This window comes from Maribacter spongiicola (assembly GCF_004364165.1).
In the GTDB taxonomy this organism is placed as follows: Bacteria; Bacteroidota; Bacteroidia; order Flavobacteriales; family Flavobacteriaceae; genus Maribacter; species Maribacter spongiicola.
In genome coordinates, this window is record NZ_SOAY01000010.1 from 1,616,424 (window position 1) to 1,641,244 (window position 24,821).

22 protein-coding genes and 1 tRNA gene are annotated in these 24,821 nt (G+C 34.3%); 11 read left to right on the forward strand and 12 right to left on the reverse strand.

Annotated features, from left to right (window positions below; all coding sequences use genetic code 11):
• Positions 1-265: 265 nt before the first annotated feature.
• Positions 266-339, reverse strand: a tRNA-Arg gene (locus CLV90_RS07180).
• Positions 340-415: 76 nt separating this feature from the next.
• Here CLV90_RS07180 and CLV90_RS07185 point away from each other — a divergent pair.
• Complete coding sequence (locus CLV90_RS07185) at positions 416-928, forward strand: adenine phosphoribosyltransferase (protein ID WP_133686783.1); 513 nt, start codon at positions 416-418, stop codon at positions 926-928.
• Here the strand turns inward: CLV90_RS07185 and CLV90_RS07190 are convergent.
• Both CLV90_RS07190 and CLV90_RS07195 read right to left on the reverse strand, forming a co-directional pair.
• Complete coding sequence (locus CLV90_RS07190; RefSeq protein ID WP_133686784.1) at positions 925-1,077, reverse strand: SsrA-binding protein; 153 nt, start codon at positions 1,075-1,077, stop codon at positions 925-927. The genes CLV90_RS07185 and CLV90_RS07190 overlap by 4 nt on opposite strands.
• A 509-nt stretch (positions 1,078-1,586) precedes the next feature.
• Complete coding sequence (locus tag CLV90_RS07195) at positions 1,587-2,315, reverse strand: hypothetical protein (RefSeq protein ID WP_133686785.1); 729 nt, start codon at positions 2,313-2,315, stop codon at positions 1,587-1,589.
• A gap of 122 nt (positions 2,316-2,437) precedes the next feature.
• Here CLV90_RS07195 and CLV90_RS07200 point away from each other — a divergent pair, with 122 nt between their 5' ends.
• The gene (locus tag CLV90_RS07200; protein ID WP_133686786.1) at positions 2,438-3,376 is read left to right on the forward strand and encodes a calcium/sodium antiporter; all 939 of its coding nucleotides are present in this window, start codon (positions 2,438-2,440) and stop codon (positions 3,374-3,376) included.
• Positions 3,377-3,461: 85 nt separating this feature from the next.
• Here CLV90_RS07200 and CLV90_RS07205 read toward each other — a convergent pair whose 3' ends face one another.
• Positions 3,462-4,484, reverse strand: a complete 1,023-nt coding sequence (locus CLV90_RS07205) for a glutamine synthetase beta-grasp domain-containing protein (RefSeq protein WP_133672388.1) — start codon at positions 4,482-4,484, stop codon at positions 3,462-3,464.
• A 186-nt stretch (positions 4,485-4,670) separates the two neighbouring features.
• Between CLV90_RS07205 and CLV90_RS07210 the strand changes: the two genes are divergently transcribed.
• The 6 genes from CLV90_RS07210 to pyrF all read left to right on the forward strand — a co-directional run bounded on the left by CLV90_RS07210 (position 4,671) and on the right by pyrF (position 11,710).
• A complete protein-coding gene (locus CLV90_RS07210; protein ID WP_133686787.1) occupies positions 4,671-6,857 on the forward strand; it encodes a glutamine synthetase III family protein in 2,187 nt (728 codons plus the stop codon).
• Between the two features lie 93 nt (positions 6,858-6,950).
• The gene (locus CLV90_RS07215; protein WP_133686788.1) at positions 6,951-8,129 is read left to right on the forward strand and encodes an AIR synthase related protein; all 1,179 of its coding nucleotides are present in this window, start codon (positions 6,951-6,953) and stop codon (positions 8,127-8,129) included.
• A gap of 52 nt (positions 8,130-8,181) precedes the next feature.
• Entirely contained in the window at positions 8,182-8,625 is a 444-nt protein-coding gene (locus tag CLV90_RS07220; RefSeq protein WP_133686789.1) for a QcrA and Rieske domain-containing protein, read from the forward strand.
• Between the two features lie 122 nt (positions 8,626-8,747).
• A complete protein-coding gene (locus CLV90_RS07225; RefSeq protein WP_133686790.1) occupies positions 8,748-9,701 on the forward strand; it encodes an FAD:protein FMN transferase in 954 nt (317 codons plus the stop codon).
• Between the two features lie 107 nt (positions 9,702-9,808).
• Positions 9,809-10,885 carry a peptide chain release factor 1 gene (gene prfA / locus CLV90_RS07230; RefSeq protein ID WP_133686791.1) on the forward strand — a complete coding sequence of 359 codons (1,077 nt, stop codon included), beginning with the start codon at positions 9,809-9,811 and terminating at the stop codon, positions 10,883-10,885.
• Between the two features lie 3 nt (positions 10,886-10,888).
• On the forward strand, positions 10,889-11,710 hold the full coding sequence (pyrF, locus tag CLV90_RS07235) for an orotidine-5'-phosphate decarboxylase (RefSeq protein ID WP_133686792.1): 822 nt from the start codon (positions 10,889-10,891) through the stop codon (positions 11,708-11,710).
• On the opposite strand, the gene CLV90_RS07240 is transcribed toward pyrF, so the two are convergent.
• On the reverse strand, positions 11,702-11,893 hold the full coding sequence (locus CLV90_RS07240) for a hypothetical protein (RefSeq protein WP_133686793.1): 192 nt from the start codon (positions 11,891-11,893) through the stop codon (positions 11,702-11,704). The genes pyrF and CLV90_RS07240 overlap by 9 nt on opposite strands.
• Before the next feature lie 225 nt (positions 11,894-12,118).
• On the opposite strand from CLV90_RS07240, the gene CLV90_RS07245 reads away from it, so the two are divergent.
• On the forward strand, positions 12,119-12,895 hold the full coding sequence (locus CLV90_RS07245; protein WP_133686794.1) for an alpha/beta fold hydrolase: 777 nt from the start codon (positions 12,119-12,121) through the stop codon (positions 12,893-12,895).
• Between the two features lie 133 nt (positions 12,896-13,028).
• Here the strand turns inward: CLV90_RS07245 and CLV90_RS07250 are convergent, their stop codons facing one another.
• The 6 genes from CLV90_RS07250 to CLV90_RS07275 all read right to left on the reverse strand — a co-directional run bounded on the left by CLV90_RS07250 (position 13,029) and on the right by CLV90_RS07275 (position 21,905).
• Positions 13,029-14,624: a SusD/RagB family nutrient-binding outer membrane lipoprotein gene (locus CLV90_RS07250; RefSeq protein ID WP_133686795.1), complete on the reverse strand. Its 1,596-nt coding sequence runs from the start codon at positions 14,622-14,624 to the stop codon at positions 13,029-13,031.
• A 5-nt stretch (positions 14,625-14,629) separates the two neighbouring features.
• Positions 14,630-17,839 (reverse strand): SusC/RagA family TonB-linked outer membrane protein, encoded by a 3,210-nt coding sequence (locus CLV90_RS07255; protein WP_133686796.1) that lies wholly within the window; start codon positions 17,837-17,839, stop codon positions 14,630-14,632.
• 305 nt (positions 17,840-18,144) lie between these two features.
• A complete protein-coding gene (locus CLV90_RS07260) occupies positions 18,145-19,605 on the reverse strand; it encodes a helix-turn-helix domain-containing protein (protein ID WP_133686797.1) in 1,461 nt (486 codons plus the stop codon).
• Between the two features lie 285 nt (positions 19,606-19,890).
• Complete coding sequence (locus tag CLV90_RS07265) at positions 19,891-20,607, reverse strand: DUF4197 domain-containing protein (RefSeq protein ID WP_133686798.1); 717 nt, start codon at positions 20,605-20,607, stop codon at positions 19,891-19,893.
• 31 nt (positions 20,608-20,638) lie between these two features.
• Complete coding sequence (gene purU, locus CLV90_RS07270) at positions 20,639-21,490, reverse strand: formyltetrahydrofolate deformylase (RefSeq protein WP_133686799.1); 852 nt, start codon at positions 21,488-21,490, stop codon at positions 20,639-20,641.
• A gap of 85 nt (positions 21,491-21,575) precedes the next feature.
• Positions 21,576-21,905 carry a hypothetical protein gene (locus CLV90_RS07275; RefSeq protein WP_243835295.1) on the reverse strand — a complete coding sequence of 110 codons (330 nt, stop codon included), beginning with the start codon at positions 21,903-21,905 and terminating at the stop codon, positions 21,576-21,578.
• 178 nt (positions 21,906-22,083) lie between these two features.
• Here CLV90_RS07275 and CLV90_RS07280 point away from each other — a divergent pair, with 178 nt between their 5' ends.
• Entirely contained in the window at positions 22,084-22,533 is a 450-nt protein-coding gene (locus tag CLV90_RS07280; RefSeq protein ID WP_133686801.1) for an Lrp/AsnC family transcriptional regulator, read from the forward strand.
• Between the two features lie 128 nt (positions 22,534-22,661).
• The gene (locus CLV90_RS07285; protein WP_133686802.1) at positions 22,662-24,077 is read left to right on the forward strand and encodes an alpha/beta hydrolase; all 1,416 of its coding nucleotides are present in this window, start codon (positions 22,662-22,664) and stop codon (positions 24,075-24,077) included.
• Here the strand turns inward: CLV90_RS07285 and CLV90_RS07290 are convergent.
• On the reverse strand, positions 24,064-24,807 hold the full coding sequence (locus tag CLV90_RS07290) for a DJ-1/PfpI family protein (RefSeq protein WP_133686803.1): 744 nt from the start codon (positions 24,805-24,807) through the stop codon (positions 24,064-24,066). The two genes, CLV90_RS07285 and CLV90_RS07290, sit on opposite strands and share 14 nt — an antisense overlap.
• Between the last annotated feature and the right edge of the window lie 14 nt (positions 24,808-24,821).

Consider the following 24,821-nt stretch of genomic DNA (forward strand, 5'->3'; position numbering starts at 1 on the left):
AATGAGCTTATTATATTTAATTCTAATGAAATATCTACAATTGGAAATAAAAATATGTGATTTTACTTGATTTGTTGTTTTGAATATTTTATTTTTCTATGGGTGAACCATGATGCTTAAATGAGATTTGTTGATTGAATTTGTGAACTAAACGATAGAGCCTAAGTGCATTGCTTGCTAAGTTTAGTAGCTTTTGGGCTTTTAATAGTTTTATAAAACCAAAAAAAACCTGCAAATTTAAAAATTTGCAGGTTTTGTATTTTTGTGACCTCGACAGGATTCAAACCTGTAACCTCTTGAGCCGTAATCAAGTGCGCTATTCAGTTGCGCCACGAGGCCATTTTGATTTTTCCCTTAACGGGGTGCAAATATATTTCTTTTTACATTTACCACAAAATAAAGAAGACAATATTAAATGAATTTTAAAAGCTTAATTAGAGATGTACCTAATTTCCCGAAGGAAGGAGTCATTTTTAAAGACATCACGTTGTTATTACAAAACCCATCTGCTCTTAAACAAACTGCTAACGCACTGTTTCATTTATTGGAAGGACGAAAAATAGACAAAGTAGTAGGTATGGAAAGTAGAGGTTTCATATTTGGACCTATTTTAGCCGAAAAGCTCAATGCGGGATTTGTGCCAGTTCGTAAACCAGGCAAATTGCCATCTACTACCATTAGTGAAACATATGACCTGGAATATGGCACAGATACTTTAGAGATTCATATTGATGGCATCAAGAAGGGCGACAGGGTCTTAATACACGATGATGTTTTGGCAACAGGTGGCACTGCAAGTGCAGCTTGTAAATTAATTGAAAAACTAGGAGGTGTAATAGTGCAATGTAATTTTCTTTTAGAGCTTACTTTTCTTGAGGGCAATTCTAAAATAAGTACCTACCCGGTAAAATCTTTGATAAAATATTAGTCTAATGCTTTTTTGGTAATGAAATACCGCCAGCCGATTAGTGCCATTTGAAGTTTACTTGCTTTAGATAAATCTAAACGTTGTTTGCTGTAAGAGGGTAATAAAGCTTTATTAAGCTTGGCGATTAGTTTGTATAATTTGGTTTTCAAAGTAGTAGTTTTATCAAATATATATAAATAACACAGCGATTTGATCAAGTCGCTAAGCTCCTATGTATAAAGTTCTGCAAAATAGTTATTGATATACCAAGGTTATTATTATACTTAAAATCAAAACAATTATTAATTTTATTAAAGCAATCATAGTAGTTAGTTTTTAGTGGTTGAATTAAATATTTGATTGTTTTGGAAAGGTATAGTTGTGGTGTACTTCTTACAAATGAAATATGTTAAATTATTGCATTTGAATACTAATATGTAAGTGTAATGATGGAATCAATTACATTATTATACCGATAGTCTACAGTTGAGTTACATGTTAGAATCACTACAATAATTTTGGTTGTAGATTAACATAATTGTAGGTGATATTTTAGATGGTTTTTAAAATTATAGGGCTCAATATTGCTGAAAATGGTGGAAATGAACCATTTCATTCTTGCAAAAATAAAAGTTAGGCGATGTTAGAAAGTGAAATTGTTTTAAAATGAGTTTTAGAATTATTTTTTGGTTATAATTTCAATTACTCCGTTTTTAGCTTCCTTTCCATATTTTTTCATGGCACTATCTCCTTTTAAAACATTCATGGTAGCTATCGTACTTTCATTTAAATTATGAACCGTTTTCGAATCACTCTTTATTCCATCAATAAAAAATAATGGCTCCTTAGTTTCCTCGTTGTTAGAGAATTTGAATCCGTTTTCTTCTTCTTCAGATATTTTAATGTCATAATCGCCAGTTGTTGATGTACTAATTAAAATTTTTTTATTCTTTTCATTTTCAGTGCTGCTAGAGGTTGTGATTTTTTGATTTCCATTGGCATTCTTAATTGATATAGTATTTGTAGTAATGTCAATTTGAATGTTGATGGGGTCAATAGTATCATTATCAGATGCAGATTTATATCGACTACGAACTTCTCCAATAGTTTTATTGCCTCCAGTAATTTCAATAGATAGATCTTTTATTTCCGAATTGTTGTTTCTGACCGTAGTGTATAAAAAATCGAATTTTTCTTTAGCGAGACGAGTTTTAATAGTTATTAACTCAACCTCTGTCGTGTTTTTGTTTATAGTTATCTCAATAGTTTGTTTTACTTGGGTGATAATAACTGGGCTGTTCAATAAGGAAATAGCGTTGTTTTTAAAACTTAGTAAGCTTAAAAGTACTAGAGGTACAATAAAATATTTTAGCGAATTTATTTTTTGAGATGTTAGTACGGTCATCATAAAAATGTTTATTGAGAATAGCATATTAAATTTAGATATTAAAATGAGATGTTACTCATTTATACCAACATTTGTCATATGCCAAGAGATATGTTCTAATTATATTTGCCAAAATTCTTTTCATGCAAGATTTCTTATTTATAGTTGGCGGACTCATCCTATTAATAGCAGGTGGAAACTGGCTATTAAAAGCTGCGGTAGATTTATCGTTGAAATTAAAGATTCCCAAAATTGTGATAGGTATGACCGTGGTTTCCTTTGCAACATCGGCGCCAGAACTTATTGTTAGTATAAATGCAGCTTTGGACGGATTTCCAGATTTGGCGTTAGGTAACGTAGTTGGTTCTAATATTGCCAACCTTGGTCTTGTATTGGCTATTACGATTTTGTTAAGCCCTATCGATGTTAGTAAAAGTTTTTATAATACAGACTGGCCGGTAATGATGCTCGCCTCTTTACTCTTTTTCTTCTTTATATATTTTGACGGAGTATTAGAGCAATATGAAGGTATAATAATGGTCGTTTTTCTCTTTTTGTTTTTGGTGTATTTGTTACGTTTTCAAAAGCCTGCGGTTATCGATGAGGAAGATGAACCAGATGTTATGATGCCCACTTATAAAACCGCTCTTTTCTTAGGTTTGGGTGGTGCAGCCCTTTGGGGCGGATCTGAGCTATTAATTTCTGGAGCGGTTGGCATGGCAACAATGTTTGGTGTAAGTGAGCGTGTAATAGCCATAACAATAGTTTCTGTAGGTACTAGTATTCCTGAACTTGCAGCGTCAATAATTGCCGTCATAAAAAAAGAAAAAGCAATTTCTTTAGGGAATCTAATTGGGTCCAATATCTTTAATTTACTGGCTGTTTTAGGTATTACTTCTATAATTACCCCTATTACCGTTATGGACCAGGGGCTTTTAACAAATGATATTTTCTGGATGTTAGGTATCTCTTTTCTTATTCTACCATTAGTTTTCATACCTAAAGGATTGCGTTTGGGTTGGAGAGATGGATTGATATTGATAAGTATTTATTTAGCATTTATATATGTGACTATTGGATAAGCCAATATGTTTAAAATAATGTCAATAAAAAACGCCATGGAAAAAATCCAAGGCGTTTTTAGTATAATCAACAATTAATTTGGTATTAAATTTTTGCTGTTTTTACAGTTTTGATAATTCTAGCTGCAATTTTGTATGGATCACCGTTAGAAGCAGGTCTTCTATCTTCTAACCAACCTTTATATCCTTTTTCAACAGCAATTAATGGAATACGAATAGATGCACCTCTATCTGAGATACCCCAAGAGAAATCATTAATTGAGGCAGTTTCGTGTAAACCAGTTAAACGTTGGTCGTTAAACTCACCGTAAACAGCAATATGTTCTTTTACAAATGGTCTAAAAGACTCGCATATTGCAGCATAAACATCTTTGCTACCACTTGTTCTTAGAGCAGTGTTAGAGAAATTGGCATGCATACCTGATCCATTCCAATCCATGTCTTTACCTAATGGTTTTGGGTGGTAATCGATATAGTAACCATATTTTTCAGTTAATCTGTCAAGAAGATATCTTGCGATCCAGATTTCATCACCTGCTTTTTTAGCGCCTTTTGCGAATAATTGAAATTCCCATTGTCCTGAAGCAACTTCTTGGTTGATTCCTTCAAAGTTTAATCCTGCATCGATACAAAGATCAGCATGCTCTTCAACTAAGCCTCTACCATGAGTGTTTTTACCACCAACTGAGCAGTAGTACATACCTTGTGGAGCAGGGTAACCACCAATAGGGAAACCTAATGGTAATTGTGTTTTCGTATCCATGATGAAATATTCTTGTTCAAAACCGAACCAGAAATCTTCATCTTCATCATCAATGGTAGATCTACCGTTAGAGACGTGAGGTGTTCCATCGGCATTCATTACTTCCGTCATTACTAAATAACCGTTAGTTCTAGCAGGGTCAGGGTATATTGCTACGGGTACTAATAAACAATCAGAAGATCCACCTTCAGCTTGCCTAGTAGACGATCCGTCAAAAGACCAATTGCCTAATTCTTCAAGAGTTCCTTTAAAATCTTCATGCTCTTCAACCTTTGTCTTGCTTCGCATGTTTTGAGTTGGAAAGTATCCATCTAACCAGATGTATTCTAATTTAATTTTGGCCATAATATTCTCGTTATTTTTTAATAAAAGACAAACAAAAATATGTTTTTTATCAATCTGTATGAATTTTTGAGGGTGTTAATGTGTAAAAATTAAATTTTTTGCTTTATACCCCTGTTTTTTATCGGGTATTTTATCATATTTATATTTATAGAACGTAATTTTGTCAAATTAACAATGTATTTACATATGATATCATCAAGATTTGCTGCAATTACCGAAAGCCAGAAGAGAACTAGTATTGCTGTTGAGGAGAAAGGAAGACGTTCTGACTTGTTCGGAGTCAACGTGTTCAATCAAAAAAAGATGTTGCAATATCTAACTAAAGATGCTTTAGAGAGTTTAAAAGGTGCTATGGTTTCGGGTTCTAAGATTGACCGAAAAATTGCAGATCAAGTTGCAGAAGCTATTAAAGGATGGGCTATTACCATGGGTGCTACACATTATACCCATTGGTTTCAGCCTTTAACAGGTTCAACGGCAGAAAAGCACGATGCATTTTTTGATCTTTTGCCAGATGGTACGGCGTTAGAAAAATTTGGTGGCGGCCAATTAGTTCAGCAAGAGCCAGATGCTTCTAGTTTTCCGAGTGGGGGAATTAGAAATACTTTTGAAGCAAGGGGCTATACCGCTTGGGACCCTTCTTCTCCAGCTTTTATTTACGGTACTACCTTATGTATACCCACTATTTTTGTTTCTTATACGGGTGAAGCTTTAGATAATAAAGCACCTTTATTGAGAGCATTAAGTGCCGTTGATGACGCTGCTACTGCCGTTGCGAAGTATTTTGATAAAACGGTAACAAAGGTGAATGCCACCTTGGGTTGGGAACAAGAATATTTTTTGATCGATAAGGCGCTTGCCTATTCTAGACCGGATATTATGATGACAGGTCGCACTTTGGTTGGTGAAACTCCAGCAAAAGGGCAACAGCTAGATGATCATTATTTCGGAGTAATACCGAGTCGTGTATTAAGTTTTATGAGCGATTTGGAAAAGGAATGTACCAAATTGGGTATTCCGGTGAAAACGAGACATAACGAAGTGGCTCCTAATCAGTTTGAATTGGCTCCTGTTTTTGAAGAAGCCAACCTTGCCATAGATCATAACTTATTATTGATGGATGTTATGGATAAAATTGCTGATAAACACCATTTTAAAGTGCTGTTTCATGAAAAACCATTTGCGGGCATCAACGGTTCTGGTAAACATAACAACTGGTCATTGGCTACAGATACCGGGGTAAATTTATTGAGTCCGGGTTCTACACCTATGAAGAACTTGCAATTTTTGACCTTCTTCATTAATACTATAAAAGCAGTTGACACGTACGAAGAGCTTTTGCGCTCTTCTATCGCATCGGCAGGTAATGATTATAGGTTGGGGGCAAATGAAGCTCCCCCAGCTATTTTTTCCATTTTTGTTGGTACGCAGTTAAGTAGTGTACTCGATGAGTTGGAAGGGGTGTCTAAAGGTAAGTTGTCTCCCGAAGAAAAAACAGAACTGAAATTAAATGTCGTAGGTAAGATTCCAGAAATTTTGATGGACAATACCGATCGTAATAGAACATCGCCTTTTGCCTTTACAGGTAATAAATTTGAAATGCGTGGTGTTGGTGCAAAAACAAATTGCGCTAAGCCAATGACCGTCTTAAATACTATAGTTGCCAAGCAATTAAGAGATTTTAAAAAAGAGGTCGATATATTAATCGATAAAAAAAGCTTGAAAAAAGATGAGGCGGTATTCAACGTGCTTCGTGAGTATATAAAAACTTCAAAACGTATTCGTTTTGATGGTGATGGCTACAGTGCAGATTGGGAAAATGAGGCGAAAAGAAGAAAATTAAGTAATAATAGAAATACGCCTGAAGCTCTTGAAATATTAACCTCTAAAGAGAGTATTGCACTTTTTGAGACCATGAATGTAATGAGCGAGGTTGAAATTAGCGCTCGCCAAGAAGTAGATTTGGAAAATTATATTATGCACGTACAAATAGAGGGTAGAGTGTATAATGAATTGGTGTATGGTTACATTATGCCTGCAGCTTTAGAGTACCAAAACAGACTGATAAAAAATGTTGCTGGTTTAAAGGAAATTTACGGAGCAGCACATAAAAAATTCTCGGAGGGTCAATTAACAATGATCGAAGAAATTGCAGAACATGTGGTCGGTATCAAGAAAATGGTAGATGCGATGGCAGATGCTCGTAAAAAAGCAAATGCATTGAAAGACACTAAAAAGAAAGCAGATTCTTATTGCAATAATGTAAAGCCTTATTTTTCAGAAATAAGAATGCACAGTGATAAATTAGAAAAGTTGATGGATAATAACCTATGGCCATTAACAAAATACAGAGAATTATTATTTATTGAGTAAGTTGAATTTATAATTAAAAAATTTGAGGGAATATTAAGCTGAACATCAGTGGCAGTTTTAATGATTCCCTTATTTTTGCCACAAATCTAAGTTATGTCCACATCAAGCAGTGAAAGATATCAGCAACGCGGCGTGTCTGCCTCAAAGGAAGATGTACACAATGCCATCAAGAATATCGATAAAGGTCTTTTTCCGAAGGCATTTTGCAAAATAGTCCCTGATTATTTAACGGGTGATGAAGATTATTGCTTGGTAATGCATGCAGATGGTGCGGGTACCAAATCTTCTTTGGCATATATGTACTGGAAAGAAACCGGAGATATCACTGTATGGAAAGGTATTGCTCAAGATGCCTTGATCATGAATATTGATGATTTGATCTGTGTTGGTGCAACCGATAACATTATGCTTTCTTCTACTATAGGTAGAAATAAAAATAAAATTCCGGGAGAGGTGCTATCGGCAATCATAAATGGTACGGAAGAATTGATTAATGATTTAGGGGAGTTTGGTATTACAATTCACTCTACGGGTGGTGAAACTGCCGATGTAGGTGATTTGGTTAGAACCATAATTGTAGATTCTACAGTTACTGCCAGATTAAAAAGAAGTGACGTTATTGACAATGCGAATATAAAAGCGGGCGACGTAATCGTTGGTCTAGAATCTTTTGGACAGGCAAATTATGAAAAAGGCTATAATGGCGGAATGGGAAGTAACGGACTCACTTCTGCCCGACATGATGTTTTTTCAAACTATTTGGCAGATAAATTTCCAGAAAGTTTTGACGCAGAAGTACCTAAAGATCTTGTTTATTCCGGTACTATAAAGTTGACAGATTCTGTAGAGAATTCTCCTATCGATGCAGGTAAATTGGTGCTGTCGCCAACGAGAACATATGCGCCTATCGTTAAAAAAATACTATCAAAATATAGTGCAAAAGAAATTCACGGAATGATTCATTGTAGTGGAGGGGCACAAACAAAAATTCTTCATTTTATTGATGAATTACATGTAGTAAAAGATAACTTATTCAATGTGCCACCACTTTTTCAATTGATTCAAGAACAGTCGGGTACAGATTGGAAAGAAATGTATAAAGTCTTTAATTGTGGTCATCGATTAGAGTTTTATCTGCCAGAAAATATAGCAAATGATATTATTGAAATCTCAAAAAGCTTTGGTGTAAATGCTCAAATTATTGGTAGGGTAGAGGCTTCAGATTCGAAAAAACTAACAATTTCAAGTAAGTATGGCACCTTTGTGTATTAATACATACGATTAGGGTAAATAAATCGTTCTTTTTGTATAAACCTATTTTGCTATGGAAAGAAAAGAATTTTTACGAACGCTTGGGGCGGGCGCTGCCTTTGCAATTACTTTTCCTTGTTTAGGAAGCTGTTCAAAAGATAGTGATGTAGAAGGTGATATCGTAGCCCAGCCAACAGATGTAGATTTTACAATTGACCTTGAGTCTGCCGAAGCGGCTAAGCTTGCAAATAATGGAGGCTTTATTCTGAAAAATTTAGTTGTTGTAGTTAAAAATCTAGAAGGTGAATTTGTTGCTGCAACTCAAATTTGTAGTCACGAGCAATATGATCAAGTACGTTTTGTAAATCAAGATGGTGGTATTTTCTATTGTGATGTTCATGGATCCAAATTTTCGCAAACTGGTACGCCGTTAAATGAAATTCCGAACAGCACATCTAAGACTTTAAAAATTTATAATACCAGCCTTGAGGGTTCTATATTGCGTGTTTTTGAATAAACATCACGTAACATATCAATAAACCAAAACTACACCAACCTAACTTATTTATTCTTTATATCCATATGTATCCCCAATTAGAGAAATAAGTGAAAAAGATTTATGCCTTAATACTATGTCTAATGACCTGCTTTGCATATGGTCAGGAGAAAAAGTACGTAACGGTAAAAAAATCGTACGAGGTAATGGGTGGCGATTTCGATATTACAGTTGTTTCTGAAGATGAAGAACTGGGTTATATTTATATACAAGAGGCATTGGCTGAAGTGCAAAGAATAGAAAAACTTATTTCTTCTTGGGATGCGGAATCTGAAACTAGTTTGATTAATAAAAATGCAGGTATCAAACCTGTATCTGTAAGTTGGGAGCTTTATAACTTAATAGAAAGGTCTATTCAAATATCTGAAATTACGAACGGTGCTTTTGATATCACATTTACGGCATTGAACGATATTTGGAAATTAGATGGTAGTATGGAAGCAATGCCTACTTCGAACGAAGTTGAATCTATAAAGCACAAAATCGGGTATAAAAATATCATTCTAGATAGCAAAGAGCAAACCGTTTATCTGAATAAAAAGGGAATGCGTATTTCTTTTGGTGGTATCGGCAAAGGTTTTGCCGCAGATAAGGCAAAGTCATTATTGGTATCTAAAGAGGTTAAGGCAGGCATTATCAATATCGATGGCGATATTACCACATGGGGTACAAAAGTAACTGGCGATAAATGGTTAATAGGGGTCGTGAACCCAGATCAAAAAGGGGGCATATCTTCTTGGATACCAATTCTTGAGTCATCGGTTGCAACCTCTGGTGGCGACGGTAATTTTATTATCTCAAAAAATAAAAAGTACACCCATATTATAAATCCTGTAACAGGTTATCCGGCCACGGGAATTCTTAGTGTATCTGTTTTTGCAAAAAGTGCCGAGTTATCAGACGCCTTGGCGACTTCTATTTTTGTAATGGGCATAGATGCAGGGCTCGCACTAATAAATCAGTTGGGAGACACCGAGGTTATCATTGTAGACAGTATCAATAAATTGCATAAAAGCAATGGCATCTTACTAAACTAGCTTTTCTTTAAAAAAAATACATTCTTATTTTTTAATTGATACCATAATAAACACTTTAGTCTGTCCGCAATTTTATTGTAAATTTGCCATACAAGTGAAGTAAGTATATGATAGACAAGTTAAACATCGTAAAACAACGTTTTGATGAGGTTTCAGACCTTATAATTCAGCCAGATATTATATCTGATCAAGAAAAATATGTAAAACTTACAAAAGAATATAAGGATCTTAGAGATTTAATGGCAAAGCGAGATGAATATCTTGAGCTTACCAATAATATTGCTGAGGCGGAAGAGATTATTGCCGATGGTAGTGATGCAGAAATGCTAGAAATGGCAAAAATGCAAATGGAAGAGGCTAAAGGCGGTTTGCCGAAGCTAGAAGAGGATATTAAATTAATGTTGATACCGAGAGATCCAGAAGATGCAAAAGATGTAGTTGTTGAAATTAGAGCCGGTACAGGTGGTGATGAAGCAAGTATTTTTGCTGGTGATTTATTTAGAATGTATACAAAATATTGTGAGTCTAAAGGATGGAAAACAAATGTAATCGACCTTAGTGAAGGTACTAATGGCGGTTATAAAGAAATTCAGTTCGAAGTTACCGGTAATAATGTATATGGTACATTAAAATTTGAAGCTGGTGTACACCGTGTACAGCGCGTGCCACAAACAGAAACTCAAGGTAGAGTACATACTAGTGCTGCTACGGTTATGGTTTTGCCGGAAGCCGAAGAATTCGATGTGCAAATAGAACCTAAAGATGTACGCATAGATTTTTTCTGCTCATCTGGTCCTGGTGGTCAGTCGGTGAATACAACTTATTCGGCAGTTCGTTTAACGCATATACCTACCGGATTGGTAGCGCAGTGTCAAGATCAAAAATCTCAACATAAAAATAAGGACAAGGCTTTTAGAGTATTACGTTCCAGATTATATGATTTGGAATTGGCAAAGAAGCAAGAAGAAGATGCGGCTAAACGAAATTCTCAAGTAAGTAGTGGTGACCGTTCTGCAAAAATTAGAACCTATAATTATCCGCAAGGTAGGGTAACTGACCACCGTGTAGGATTAACATTATATGATTTGTCTAATATTATTGATGGTGATATTCAAAGAATTATAGATGAATTAAGTTTTGTAGATAATACAGAGAGATTAAAGGAAGCTTCTGAGATTTTTTAATATATGACCACACAAGAATTAGTTGCCCAAATTCATAAAAAACAATCTTTTTTGTGCATTGGTCTCGATACCGATTTAGAGAAGATTCCAGCTTTTTTATTGGAAGAGGAAGATCCTATATTCTCCTTCAATAAAGCAATTATCGATGCAACTCATGATTTATGTGTTGCATATAAACCAAATATCGCTTTTTATGAAGCATACGGTGTGCAAGGTTGGTCTGCTCTGCGTAAAACGATTAAATATTTAAATAGCAATTATCCTGATATTTTTACCATTGCCGATGCAAAACGTGGAGATATCGGTAATACTTCTACAAGATATGCGAAGGCATTTTTTGAAGATTTAAATTTCGATTCTATTACTATCGCTCCGTACATGGGGCGCGATTCTGTTGAACCTTTTTTAGCTTTTGAGAACAAGCATACCATTCTTTTGGCATTAACGTCTAACGAAGGTGCTTTTGATTTTCAGACAAAAAAGATAGAAGATAAAGAACTTTATAAAGAAGTACTGTCTGTGTCAACAACCTATAAAGGTGCCGAGAATTTAATGTATGTTGTAGGTGCTACCAAAGCAGAATATCTTAAGGAGATTCGAAAAATTGTGCCTAAAAGTTTTTTGCTTGTGCCAGGTGTTGGTGCACAAGGGGGTAGCCTAAAAGATGTATGTGAATATGGTATGACCAAAAATATTGGTCTACTAATTAATTCATCTCGCGGAATAATATATGCCTCTGATCAAGAAGATTTCGCAGATGCAGCCAAGATTAAGGCTAAAGAATTACAGCAAGAAATGAAGAAAGAGCTAGAAAGATTAAACTAATTCTTCTAACGTTCTTTTAATTTTCTGTGCTTTAGACTCAAAAAATTCTCCTAATTGTGTATTCGTTTGAATAGTAGAAGCTTTTTCTAAAAATATTTGATATTGGTACTCCAATAAGCTGATAATATCATTATTTGCCTCTATTGGTGTTACTGATCCTACTTTACAATACTGCTCGCTCATTATACTAGATTTGTGTTCTTACAAATATACGTTCAGTTTTAAGTTTTGGACGTTCGTATACTAAGCTATACAACTAATTATTAGGTAATATGTCTTTTTTTTAACAGTATTATAAGCGAATATTGAAAAGACTATTCTTTTTAAGTGAATTTTGATTATCCTGAACTATTAATTGAAAAAGAATTAATACATTGTAGATTAACTGTTTTTTAATGAGACAATAACTTGCTTCACTATATAACTTACCGGCATAAAACATCTTCTAAATGGGTCACGTTTGTTCATGGCGCTGGTGGTAGCTCTTCTATTTGGTACAAACAAATACGTGAATTTAAAAAGCATTTTAATGTATTGCTGCTCGATTTAAGAGGTCATGGTAATTCTAAACCTAGTTTAAAGAATGTTTTTGATGAGAAGTATACTTTCGATGTTATTACAAATGACATTGTTGAGGTAATCGATCATGAAAAGATTGAAAAATCGCATTTTGTTGGTATTTCGTTGGGGACAATACTTATTCGTAATTTAGCAGAGAATCACCCTGAGCGAGTAGAGAGTATGGTAATGGGCGGTGCAATTATGAAATTGAATTTACGCTCTCAAATATTAATAAAGCTTGGTGTCGTATTTAAAACGGTGATACCTTATTTATGGTTGTATAAGTTTTTTGCATTTATTATAATGCCGAATAAGAACCATAGGGAGTCTAGATTGCTATTTGTTCGCGAAGCAAAGAAATTGTACCAAAAAGAATTTATTCGTTGGTTTAAGCTTACGTCAGAGATAAACCCCTTGTTACGTTTTTTTCGTTCTGCCGATATTAAAATTCCAACCTTATATGTAATGGGTGAAGAAGATTACTTGTTTTTACCTAGCATACGTAAAATAGCAAAATCTCATCAGCATTCTCAGTTGATCGTAGTTGAAGACTGTGGTCATGTAGTTAATGTAGAACAACCTATGTTTTTTAATGAACAGGTAATTAAATATTTAAAAGGCTAATATTAAATGTCTTTTTTGACTTGATAGTCGTTCATTTCATTAAAAAATAATTTCCTCCCTCAGTTGTTATAAAAGTAAAAGGCCGGTAGATACCGGCCTTGAACAATTAACTCAACTTTACTTAATTTATTAATTAATTTACGTCCCAAAATAACTTGCTGGTAATTAAATCGCCATTCGGTAATTTTGCAACTGCTTCGCTACGGTTCGTTCCATTTAAAGTTTGAAGAATTTGTGGGTACCTTAATCTAAATGGTATCTCTGTTACAGAAGGATCAACCGGTCCTGCTTCGAATACATACGATTCCACTCTGTTATCAGGTGCTAAACCAGCAATCTGCTCTGCAGGTAATTGAACAGTTTCGCCAGGCAATACTATAGTATTAGGGAAACTAGTTCTTCTGTAATCTGCGTACGCTTGGTGAGCTTGCATGTACAAAGCAATGTATTTCTGATTTAATACAGTTTCTTGAGAAGCTGCAGGAAGATTAGAAACAAAGCTAGTAATTTCAGCAGGGTCAACCCCCCATCTTTCCATAGAAGCAGTAACTCCGTTAACATAATTTTCTTGAGCAAAACCATTACGTTCAGAAATTATGAACTGAACTTCGGCATACTCCATTAAAACCTCTTTGTAATCTGGTTTAAGTACTTTGCTACTCATAAATGAATAGGTAGTACGATCTAAGAAGTTTGTATTTCTAAAAGCATACGGTATACCAAGGTAATCATCATAATTAACGCTTCTTTCATAAGTACCGTTTTTAACTTCATCAATAGAAGCACTAATAGGTGCAGCCATTTCGAATAATCTAGGATCCGGACCAAAATTTCCTTTCTCACCTTTTAATAACTGAACAAATGGTGCTGCAACAGCAAAATCTGTTCTAGTGATATGTGCGATCCATAAAGGAGAAGCATTGTCATCTGCAGTAGCATATGTTTGCGCTGCGTTGTCATCATTAGATTGCATTACACCATCGGCAATAGCATCATCTATTTCAGCATTGGCAGTCGCTAGATCAACACCTCTAAGATTATTGGCAACTCTCATTCTTAATGAGTTTGCGAATCTTCTCCATTTTTCAGCATCCCCATTGAAAATATTGTCTCCACTAATGAAGGCAGGCTCGTTAGGGTTGATCATGTCGGCTGATTCTCTTAACTCTTTTAAAATATCGGTATATATATCTTCTTGAGATGCAAATACCGGAGAGGAACTATTGTTTACCGATAAAGCTTGAAAACTTTCATTTTCTGTACCGTAAGAGTAGTAAGGTATATCGCCAAAGAAATTGGTAAGCTCATAGAACATATATGAAAGCATAATTCTAGAAGCGGCAATTTGATTGTCGTTATTACCGTAAGCAGCCGCACCATCTCTAGTCTCAGGATTTGTATTCTGATCTAAAATTGCTTTCAAATCGGTCGCTACTAAATACGTGTTTTGGTAAATACTTTGCGCTGCCGTTTCTCTGTATAGGAAACGATCCTCATCGGCGTATGCCGTTTGACCCCAATATTGCATCCATGGTAAGGTTAATCTACCTGTATTAAATGCGTCTCTACTAAAATCAGTAAATCTTTTTGTAGAATATGCAAAAATATTGTTGGTAGGTACTACCTCAGGTTCATTAGGATTACTGTTTAGATCCTCTAAGCCATCATCGCAGGAATAGAATCCTGAAACCAATAATGACATACATAATATGATAAATTTATTTTTCATTTTTTTTAGAATTTTAATTGAACATTCAATCCGTAGCTTTTAGTTGAAGGTAGAGAACCACCTTCAGAACCTTGTATGTTACCACTACCTGATGTAGCAACTTCTGGGTCAAAATTTTCGTTGTCCAAGCCCCAAACACCTAAGTTTCTACCAAATGCAGATACGGTTATAGCAGCAAAATCTTCGAACCAATCTGTTGGTAACGTATACGCTAAAGAAACCTCTCTTAATTTAATGTAATCAGCATCAAAGACATTTTGTGCATCATTGCCAAAGAAGAAGTCTGTACCATATTGTTGAGCAGGTATTACTTGAGTATTGGTAGCGGTATTACTTACTGTGTAATTACCATCTGCATCATAAGTTACTGTACCTGTAACACCTGGTAGAACAATACCTTCTTCACGAATGTTATTTGCAGCAGTCTGTTCAAGAATACCAGAATAGTTACCCCACATGTTGGTTAATGATCGGTATTTACCACCTTGTTGAACATCTACTAAGAAACCGAAGCTTAAATTTTTATACTTGAAATTATTTCTGAATCCCATAGTGTAGTCTGGTAAAACACTACCTAAGTTTTCTACATTCTGAGTTTCAGCATAGCTTCCGTTTGAATTAACTACTTTATTTCCTTGATCGTCAAAAACATAATTAGTACCTCTAATTATGCCATAAGGTTGACCAACAACCGCATTGACAGTTACAGAGTTAAAAGGGAAACTACCAATTTGAAGTGTTTCAACACCATCTAATATCTCTAAAAGTTCATTGTCATTTTTTGCGAAATTCCAAATCACATCCCAAGAGAAATCTTTTGTTTCTATCGGAGATATCGTTACCAATGCCTCTATACCTTTGTTCTGTAGTTTTCCTGCGTTTGTAAACGTAGCGGTAAAGCCCGTGGCAGGATCAATTTGTACAGGTGTAATTAGGTCACTAGTTTCTTCGTTGTAGTAAGTAACATCAAAACTTAATCTATTTTTAAAGAAAGCCATTTCTAAACCTACTTCATAGGTTTTCTTTTGCTCTGGCAATAGTGCCGGGTTTCTGTTGGTGTTGCCCAAATCGAAAGGTACATTTCCTAAAAATGGAATAGAACCAGTATAGGTATTCGCTAATTGGTATGGATCGGTATCACTACCCACTTCGGCATAACCACCTCTTATTTTACCAAATGATAGCCAGTTTGCGTCTACAAATGAAGAGAATACAATACTACCACTTACAGAAGGGTAGAAGTATGAATTGCTATCTGCAGGTAGGGTAGAAGACCAATCGTTACGACCGGTTACCGTTAAATATGCAAAATTGTTGTATCCAAAAGAAGCAGAACCATATAAACTGTTTACTCTTTTTCTGGAATCGAACTCTGTTACCTGTGCAGGGTCTGCAGAGTTACTTAAGTTGTACAAACCAGGAACTACTAACCCACCAGAAGTTTCGCCGGTAATTCTATGAAGCTCATTATCTCTTCTGTTTAAACCAACAAAAGTATTGATGCTCAATTTGTCATTAAATATGTTTTTGTCGAAGTGTAAACGACCTTCGTAGTTGATTTCTTGAAAATCTCTATCGATTTCAGTATAGAACGGTTGAGCTTGAGATCCAACTGCTACTTGCGAGTTAATTCTAAAATCATACGTATCACCATACATTTTACCAACAACATATAAATTGTCTGTAATGTTGTATTGAAGACCTACGTTACCGTACCATCTAGTTCTCTTGTCTGTTGCTGTGTTTTCATTCAATGTCCAATATGGATTGTCAGAATATCTAACAGATCCGTCTGCAGCAGAAACCCTGTTCCAAGTACGTTGAGCACCATCGGCTAACTTATATTCTTTTAATCTTTCGTAATCTAATTGGGTTTGGCCAAACTGATAGAGTTGTTGAATTACCCCTTCACCTGTATAGCCAACTGCAGGTCTATTAAAACCATCGGTTATTGTCAAGTTTACAGAAGCATCCATTTTTAATCTATCAGTTAATTGAGAAGTACCATTGAAGTTTACGGTAGTCTTGCTTAATTCTGAATTTGGTACAATACCGGTAGATTGAGTATTATTTAAAGACATTCTCATGGTTGACTTTTCAGTACCTTGAGAAAATGCAATACCATTATTATAGCTAATACCAGTATTGAAGAAGTCATCTTTATCGTAATCAGGATAAACCCAAGCTCTAGGCTGTAAATAATCTTCTGCGAATTCCGGGTCAAAAGCATCCCAGTGAAGAACTCTACTATTAGAGTCATATCTTGGTCCCCAAGATTCATCAGTACCATAATCAGCTACATCATAAGTAACACCGTTTATGGTTGCCTGACCAAAACCAGATTGCCCAATAGTAGTAGCATCACCTGCGCCACCACCATACAATTTCTGTACTTTAGGTAAAATGTTTACTTGGTCGAAGGTTATACCAGAGTTAAAAACAACTTCAGCTTTACCTTTTTTACCTGATTTTGTAGTAATTAAAATAACCCCGTTACTCGCTCTTGAACCATAAAGGGCAGATGCAGCACCGCCTTTTAACACGTTCATTGAGGCTATATCATCTGGATTAACATCAAAACCTGCATCACCATAATCTCTACCTCCACCACCAGTTTGGGCGCTTGTAGTGTTATAGTTAGAATTATCTAAAGGAATACCATCTACTACGATTAAAGGTCTGTTCTCTTGTGTGATAGAACCTGCACCTCTAATAAGAATACGCGAAGATCCACCTAAACTACCAGAGGCATTTGAAACTTGAACACCTGCAACCTTACCACTTAAAGCGTTTAAGGCATTGCTGTTTCTTGTTTCAGAAAGTTGATCGCCAGAAACTTCTTGCGTTGCGTAACCTAATGATTTCTTTTCACGTGTAATACCTAATGCAGCAGTTACAACAACTTCTTCTAAAGCTTGTGCATCCTCTTCTAAGGTTACATTTATAGTTGATGAAGCTCCAATTAGTACTGTAGTTGTCTTTTGCCCGATATAGCTAAATCGTAATTTCTGCCCTTCGGAAGCATTAATTCCATATTTGCCATCAAAATCTGTTTGTGCACCTGTTGTTGTGCCAACAATTAAAACGGATACACCTGGCAGTGGTATTCCGTTTTGGTCAATAACTGTACCCGTAATACTCTTGTCTTGCGCAAAACTAATGTACGCTACAAAAGAAAGTAACAGAGTAAGAAAATTTCTCGCGTTTGTTCTCATAAATTTAATTTGAGTTTTAGTTAGAAAAGGTTAGTAAAAAATGTAGAAGAGCCGGTCGGTTTTTTAGACAGCTAATCCTTATTAAATGAGATCAAAAAAAGAAATTTCTTTGATGTCAACCGACTCTTTACAATTTGTGCGAAAATAGATGGGGTTGGGTGTTAAAAGGGTAGATTCCGACCTAAGTTAATGGCGGTCCGATTGAAATTTACCTTTACTACTTTTGTAAGTAACTGTAATTAAATGTTTTGTAAAACGGGAAGTAGAATTGTGAAAGTTTTAGTAGAATTAAGTAAATATTACAATTATACCTTAGAAAATTGTTTTTCTATGTATTCTTTAGGGGTCATGTGCATTCTTTTTTTGAATGCTTTGTAAAAGGAAACCTTGTTATTAAAGCCACATTCATATATTAAATCAAGTACCTGTTTTTTTGGATTCGATTCAATTATGTTAACAGCTTCTTCTATTCTGTAATCATTGATTAGTTCATAGAAATTTTTATTTAAGTCTTGATTTATAACCTGAGAGACACTATACTTATCTACATTAATTACTTGTGCTAGTTTGGATAGTGTAAGTGTGTTATCTAAATAGATTTTATCATTTTTTAGTAAATCAAGTAATTGAGATTTTACCTGGACGCTCATATTTTCTGTAAGACCAGAATTTTTATATTTATTATCTGTTTGATTTTCTTGCGGAATGTCGATGATACCAAGAATGACATTTGGTTGTACAACTAAAAGAATTTCTAAAACAGCAATAAACAGAATAAGGTAAACGGCAATAAAGTATTTTGATATGTAATCAAAAACAAAAATATGTTCGAAAGTGGCTCTAGCTATTAAGAATATTATTAAAATAGCAACAAATACAATTAAGGTTAGAATCCAATTTTTAAAACTATGATCTAGCAGCTTTTTATTAAGTTGAAATTCGGCAATTATAAGTATTAGATAGGCAGATAGGTGAATGGTTTTTATCCAATTATCGTTCATTATTATATCTAGGGCATTTAAGAGGGGATTGGTCTCAGCATTTACGCTATCATAAAAATTACCGAATATGACAAGTGCAATCAAAACCAAAAAGAAGGCTAAGTAATGAAAAATAAGTTCTTTTCTTTTGATAGAAATACCGAGGTATTTCGTTTTAAGATATAAATATAATGAGGGTGCCCATAAGAAAAATAGAACTCTATAAATGGAAACGGACGGTGAATATGCAAAAAAATCTTGCCAGTATAATACTAGTTCAATCAATGCTAGTGATATGGCGAAAAGAAGGATGGATAAGAAAATATTACTTTTGGTTGCCCTATGTTTATAGCAAATATAACCCGACGTTATTAACCCAATAATAGCTATTAGAATGAATATAATATTTAGTAAATATACTTGAACTTTATGTTTGTAATTGTTAACAGCTACTTGATCGTCATTTTCTAAAACAGAGTCTTCATTTACTGGTATATTATTTATTTGTTTTCTACACTCAATTAAATATGTCTGTAGTGAATCTACATTCGCAAAACCTAATGATTTTGCGGAAATAAAATAATTATAAGCTTTTTCAAAATTTTTGCTTTTGTATTCACATACACCTAAAATGTAGAAGTCTTCAGCGGAATATTCATTAACCTGAATAGTAGAAAGGGTAACAGATGCTTGATTGCAATCTATTAAATTTGCTGCTACTAATTGCGGAGTTGCAGAGATGATTAAGAATAATATGGTTACTAATAAATAGTTTTTTGTAGGCACCAATAACGTTTTAGGATACTAATAAATCAAATAATAAAGGCGGGTAATAAGACGGGGGATACTCTAGAAAGTTTAAAACTAGAGTTCAAAATTTATATTAATTGTAAAACTATTGTTTTTTTTACGATTATAAAACAAAAAAACCGGTGCTCCCACCGGTTTTTAAATAACTAACTAACTAACTCAAAAAATAACTAACTCAAAAAATTGAAAATGAATGTTTTAATACATGTTCTTAGTTTTTAACGCATAATTTTTTAAGTTATTGTAGCGCCTGTTAAAAATCTACTTTTTATCTTGAAGCGCAAATACTTTTCTGAGTACATCTGTAGTTCTAGATGAATATTTTGTTCTAATTTCTTCCTCTTCTACAGCGATCATTTTATAAACACCGGCCAGAGCCTCTCCGGTTACATAATCAGTTAAATCCGGATTAATGTTATTGGTAAGTGGTATAGCGTTATATTTTGTAATAATAGAACTCCAAATTTTATCGGCACCTACTTTTTGGAACGAGTTGCTTATTACCGGGTTGAATTTTGCATATAATTCAGAAGTGGTTTTTGTCTCTAAATAAGTTGTTGCTGCATCGTTACTACCTAAAAGAATATTCTTTGCATCTGCAAATGACATCTCTTTTACTGCATTTACAAATATAGGCGTCGCTTCAGAAACCGCATCTTCTGCAGCTCTGTTTAAAACTTTTAGTCCCTCATCGGCTAAATTGCCTAAACCGATATCACGTAATGTTTTATCTACTTTCTGTAAATCTTCAGGTAAAAAAATTTTCACTAATTCATTTTTATAGAAACCATCTGTTTGGGTTAATTTACTTACTTGCTTTTCTATACCTTGGTCCAGAGCTTCTTTTAATCCGTTGGCAATGGCATCGTTACTTAAAACCCCTTCTGTAGAAGTTGGTAATTGATTTACTACCTGTTGTAACTCTGCACATGAAACAGCTAGTAACATGCATATGGCTAAGCTTACTTTTTTAATCATTAGAATATAATTTATATTGGGTTTACTTTACTTACGAGAATATTACCGTTTTATTGTTGTACACCATTGTTTTACGCGCAATATGAAGCTTTACTCCTCTTGAAAGTACAATTTTTTCTAAATCTCTCCCCTTGGTAATAAAATCTTCAATGGAGTGGGAGTGGGTTACGGTCGTTACATCTTGCTCAATAATAGGACCGGCATCTAATTCTTCGGTAACATAGTGGCTCGTGGCACCTATAATTTTCACACCTCTTTTAAAGGCTGCATGGTATGGTTTTGCTCCGGCGAACGCAGGTAAGAAAGAATGGTGAATATTTATAATCTTATTTGGGAACTTATTGATAAGTGTTCCGCTAACAATTTGCATATATCTAGCCAATACAATGAAGTCGACTTTATATTTTTCTAACAGGTCTAATTGCTCTTTTTCTGCCTTAGCTCTATTTTCTTTTGAAAAAGGAACGTGAAAAAAAGGAATTTCAAACTGGTCTGCTATGTGTTTTAAATCGTTATGGTTGCTTAGAATAAAAGGTATTTCTACTGCGAGTTCACCAGAACGGTATCTGCTTAGTAAATCGTAAAGGCAGTGGTTGTACTTAGATACAAAAATTGCCATTTTTGGTAACTTATCGTCGGTGTGTAAGCTCCATTTCATATGATATGTAGAAGCCAACTCTTTTTGAAAAAGGCTTTTAAAATGGTCTAATTCAGAGAAGTGTTCTTCAAATTCTACAACAGTTCGCATAAAAAATACATTAGCAGGTTTGTCCACATGCTGATCAAGGTATACGATGTTACCTTTGTTTTTATGAATAAAACCAGTGACGGTGCTTATAATGCCAGCTTGATCTGGGCAATTGACTAGGATAGTTGTTTTCAATTCAAAAATTATTATGGCTCCAAAAATAGACCATAATTTTTAAAATCGTACTTGTTATCAGTAAATAAGGGAGATAATAGAGAGATTATAAGTGGTCAGATTTCCAAGCTTTATATGATTTTCTAAAACTCTTTATCTCTTTTCTAAGTAAATTAATGTACTCCGTTTCTTTTACACCATGTTTCTCCAATCCCATACAATAAGAGTTGATGTTTCTAATGATAATATTGATATATGAAATTGTTTCTAGACGTTCATTACTACATTGAGAATATTCTACCTGAGCGATTTTTTGAGGTATAAGAATAGAATCTGTTAAAATTGAATTTGCCATGATATCTCTTAAACTTTTAGATTCGCAAAGTCGCATTAAATCTTTATTGAAAGATACGTAAGAAGCAATCTCTCTGCTCATTGTGCAAAGTTCCAGTGCTTTCCTATAAATAGGCAAATGTCTAAGACTTCTATATGCCATTGTGTGGGGTGCTGTTAATGTTATATAAAATTACGTTAGTTATATGAAAATTTTCTATTGATTAGAAACGTAATTTGTATTTTTACCTTTGATAATAAATATTTAAACGTAAATACTATTGAATCCAAAGATAGACGAGCTTAACTGGAAAATATTGAAACAATTGCAAGATAATGCAAGGGAATCTTTTGCCAACATTGGTCGCAACGTAGGTCTTACGGCACCCGCAGTGGCCGAACGAGTAAAGAAAATGGAAGATCTTGGTATTATACTCGGTTATAAGGCTAAAGTATCTCATGCGCTTACAGGTCACCAGTTAAAAGCGATTATTACATTAAGGGCTTTTATGGGTAAATTGAAACCCTTTTTAGCGGTTGTGCCAAACCTGCAAGAAGTTGTTAATTGCTATAGAATTACCGGTAACGAGAATATTGTTATGGAAGTGGTTTTAAAAGACCAGTTTCATTTAGAAAGGTTTATTGATCAGTTAATTCAATACGGAGAAACTAGAACGCATATAGTGCTATCGCAGGTAATTTCTAATGCACCAATGCATAAAATATTATAGCTGTTTTGTATCCTAGTTTTGATTAGCTTTAAATCATTGATTTAAAAATTCATTTTAATCAGTTACATTTAATTTATAAAAGACATTTTCTAAAAAATTGTTTTGGCTAGATTTTTGATGGAAAATATATGATGAAAAAAATACTACTATTTGCACTTATATTGAATTCTACTTTTTTTTATGCTCAAGAATTGAGACTATTAAGAGGTGCGATTACGGAAAATTTAATAGTGAACGATACTGTAAATGAAACGTATTCACTTTATTTGCCAACTTCTTTTAGCGTAGATAGGGCTTGGCCTTTAGCTTTTGTTATGGATTTGGAAGGTAAGGGGAAAGCTGCGGTGGCTATGTTAATGAATGCTGCGGAGCAAGAGGGCTATGTATTGGCAAGTTCTAATAATATTAGCGATTCACTCTCAATTTCTCAAAATGTTCTTATTGCGAATAGGATGTTCAATTCTGTTTTTAATACTGTTCCAACGGCAAAAAATCGCACTTATACTATTGGTTTTGGCGGTGGTGCAATGTTTGCATCAATTTTACCTACATTCATCAATGAGATTAAAGGAGTCATTTCAATTGGGGCGTCTATAGGTAATTTAGAAATCTTAAATGCTAAGCAACCTTTTCAGTTTGTAGGTATTGTAAATAGGTCAGATTTTAATTTTAGGTCTATGTATGATACAAAACAGGTGCTAAATAAACTGAAATTTCCGAACCAATTATTAGTTTTTGACGCTGATAGAAATCTGCCAGAAATTGAAACGGTATCGAAAGCATTTAGAATGTTAACATTGACCAGTATGGCGAAAGGTTATTTAGTGCAGAATGATAGTTTAATTAGGTCTTCTTATAATGATTTCTTTGTTGATGCGAATGCCAATGTTACAAACCAAAAACCTCTATTGGCTACCTATCAAATGTCTGATATGGAAAAGATTTTCTATCCATTGATGAAGCTAGATTCATTAAAGGAATCTCAAAAAACACTAAAACGAAGCACTTCTTTTAGACAAGCAAATAGAAGTCAAAACAGCTATTTTTTAAAGGAGTCATTTACGAAAGAAGATTATAGTTATTATTTAGAAGAAGATATTATTTCTTATAACTATGCTAATTTAGGCTGGTGGAATTATCAGATGCAAGAATTGAACAAACTTGATAGAAGTGCCATTTTGTTCGAAAAACAAATGTCTAGCAGGCTTCGAGGGTATATCAATGCTTTAATTTCTGATAATATCGATTATCTAGCTGCTGATAGAGAACCAGATTTAGAGGCTCTGAATTTGTTGTATATGATTAAGACTATTACAGATCCAAATGAATATACCAGTTATTTGAAAGTAATTTCTACGAGCTCAAAAATGGAAGATTATGGTACTGCCTTATTTTACTTGGAAGAACTATTAAAAAATGGGTACACAGATACGCAAACTTTATATAGTATAGAGCATACAGCTTTATTTAGAATTATGCCAGAGTTTAACGAGGTGGTCGAAAAGTACTTGAAAGGTGCTAGATATGATGTTATTGAACAGTAAGGTGTGGCACCTTTTCTAAATCCCAGTCTATAACCAAACCTTTTGCTAGAGATTTGGTAATCTCTTTTCCATATAAAACTTCGCATAAATATAGTGCAGCTTCAAAGCTTTTTGCTCCACCTGCAGAGGTGATATACTTTCCGTCGTGAACGAATAATACATTATCTTTTATATTCAGATCAGGGAACATCTTTCTGTAATTCTCCACATCACTGGGGAAAGTCGTCGATGCAACCGAATCTAAAATTCCCGCTTTTGCCAGAGGGAAAGCACCGTCGCAATGGCTGGTCATATATAGCGCACTTTTGTCGACCTTTTTGATAAAATCTAACATAGCTGTGTCTTTTAAATCGCTATCCATTGAATGCTCTGCACTGGGTACTACCAATATGTCTATTTGAGGTAGATCGTCTTGCGTGTAATCATAATCTGGCAGTATACGCACCCCTTCAAAAGTGGTTATAGGTTCTAAGGTGTTAGCAACTATAAAAGTGTTCATTGCCTTTATATTCTCTCTATATTTTGTATGTTGAAAAATATCGAAAGGTGCTGTAAATTCAGTATTGAAAGTACCATTCATAATAAGGAAAGCAACATTGTAGCTTTCAGGATTTAGCTCTGGTATTATTCTAATATCTTCAGTAATTATTTCTTTTTCTACTGTGGATTTTTTCTCTTGACAGCTGATAAAGATGATTAGAAACAGCGGTAAAATATAGGTAAATTTCATGTTCTTGAAGTATA

Coding starts and splice junctions, on each gene's coding strand:
- CLV90_RS07290 (WP_133686803.1), bottom strand. CDS start 24,807: ATGAAATTTACCTATATTTTACCGCTGTTTCTAATCATCTTTATCAGC.
- CLV90_RS07250 (WP_133686795.1), bottom strand. CDS start 14,624: ATGAAAAATAAATTTATCATATTATGTATGTCATTATTGGTTTCAGGA.
- CLV90_RS07240 (WP_133686793.1), bottom strand. CDS start 11,893: ATGAGCGAGCAGTATTGTAAAGTAGGATCAGTAACACCAATAGAGGCA.
- pyrF (WP_133686792.1), top strand. CDS start 10,889: ATGACCACACAAGAATTAGTTGCCCAAATTCATAAAAAACAATCTTTT.
- CLV90_RS07255 (WP_133686796.1), bottom strand. CDS start 17,839: ATGAGAACAAACGCGAGAAATTTTCTTACTCTGTTACTTTCTTTTGTA.
- CLV90_RS07210 (WP_133686787.1), top strand. CDS start 4,671: ATGATATCATCAAGATTTGCTGCAATTACCGAAAGCCAGAAGAGAACT.
- CLV90_RS07220 (WP_133686789.1), top strand. CDS start 8,182: ATGGAAAGAAAAGAATTTTTACGAACGCTTGGGGCGGGCGCTGCCTTT.
- CLV90_RS07195 (WP_133686785.1), bottom strand. CDS start 2,315: ATGATGACCGTACTAACATCTCAAAAAATAAATTCGCTAAAATATTTT.
- CLV90_RS07215 (WP_133686788.1), top strand. CDS start 6,951: ATGTCCACATCAAGCAGTGAAAGATATCAGCAACGCGGCGTGTCTGCC.
- CLV90_RS07285 (WP_133686802.1), top strand. CDS start 22,662: ATGATGAAAAAAATACTACTATTTGCACTTATATTGAATTCTACTTTT.
- CLV90_RS07200 (WP_133686786.1), top strand. CDS start 2,438: ATGCAAGATTTCTTATTTATAGTTGGCGGACTCATCCTATTAATAGCA.
- CLV90_RS07225 (WP_133686790.1), top strand. CDS start 8,748: ATGACCTGCTTTGCATATGGTCAGGAGAAAAAGTACGTAACGGTAAAA.
- CLV90_RS07265 (WP_133686798.1), bottom strand. CDS start 20,607: ATGATTAAAAAAGTAAGCTTAGCCATATGCATGTTACTAGCTGTTTCA.
- CLV90_RS07205 (WP_133672388.1), bottom strand. CDS start 4,484: ATGGCCAAAATTAAATTAGAATACATCTGGTTAGATGGATACTTTCCA.
- prfA (WP_133686791.1), top strand. CDS start 9,809: ATGATAGACAAGTTAAACATCGTAAAACAACGTTTTGATGAGGTTTCA.
- CLV90_RS07275 (WP_243835295.1), bottom strand. CDS start 21,905: ATGAGCAGAGAGATTGCTTCTTACGTATCTTTCAATAAAGATTTAATG.
- CLV90_RS07185 (WP_133686783.1), top strand. CDS start 416: ATGAATTTTAAAAGCTTAATTAGAGATGTACCTAATTTCCCGAAGGAA.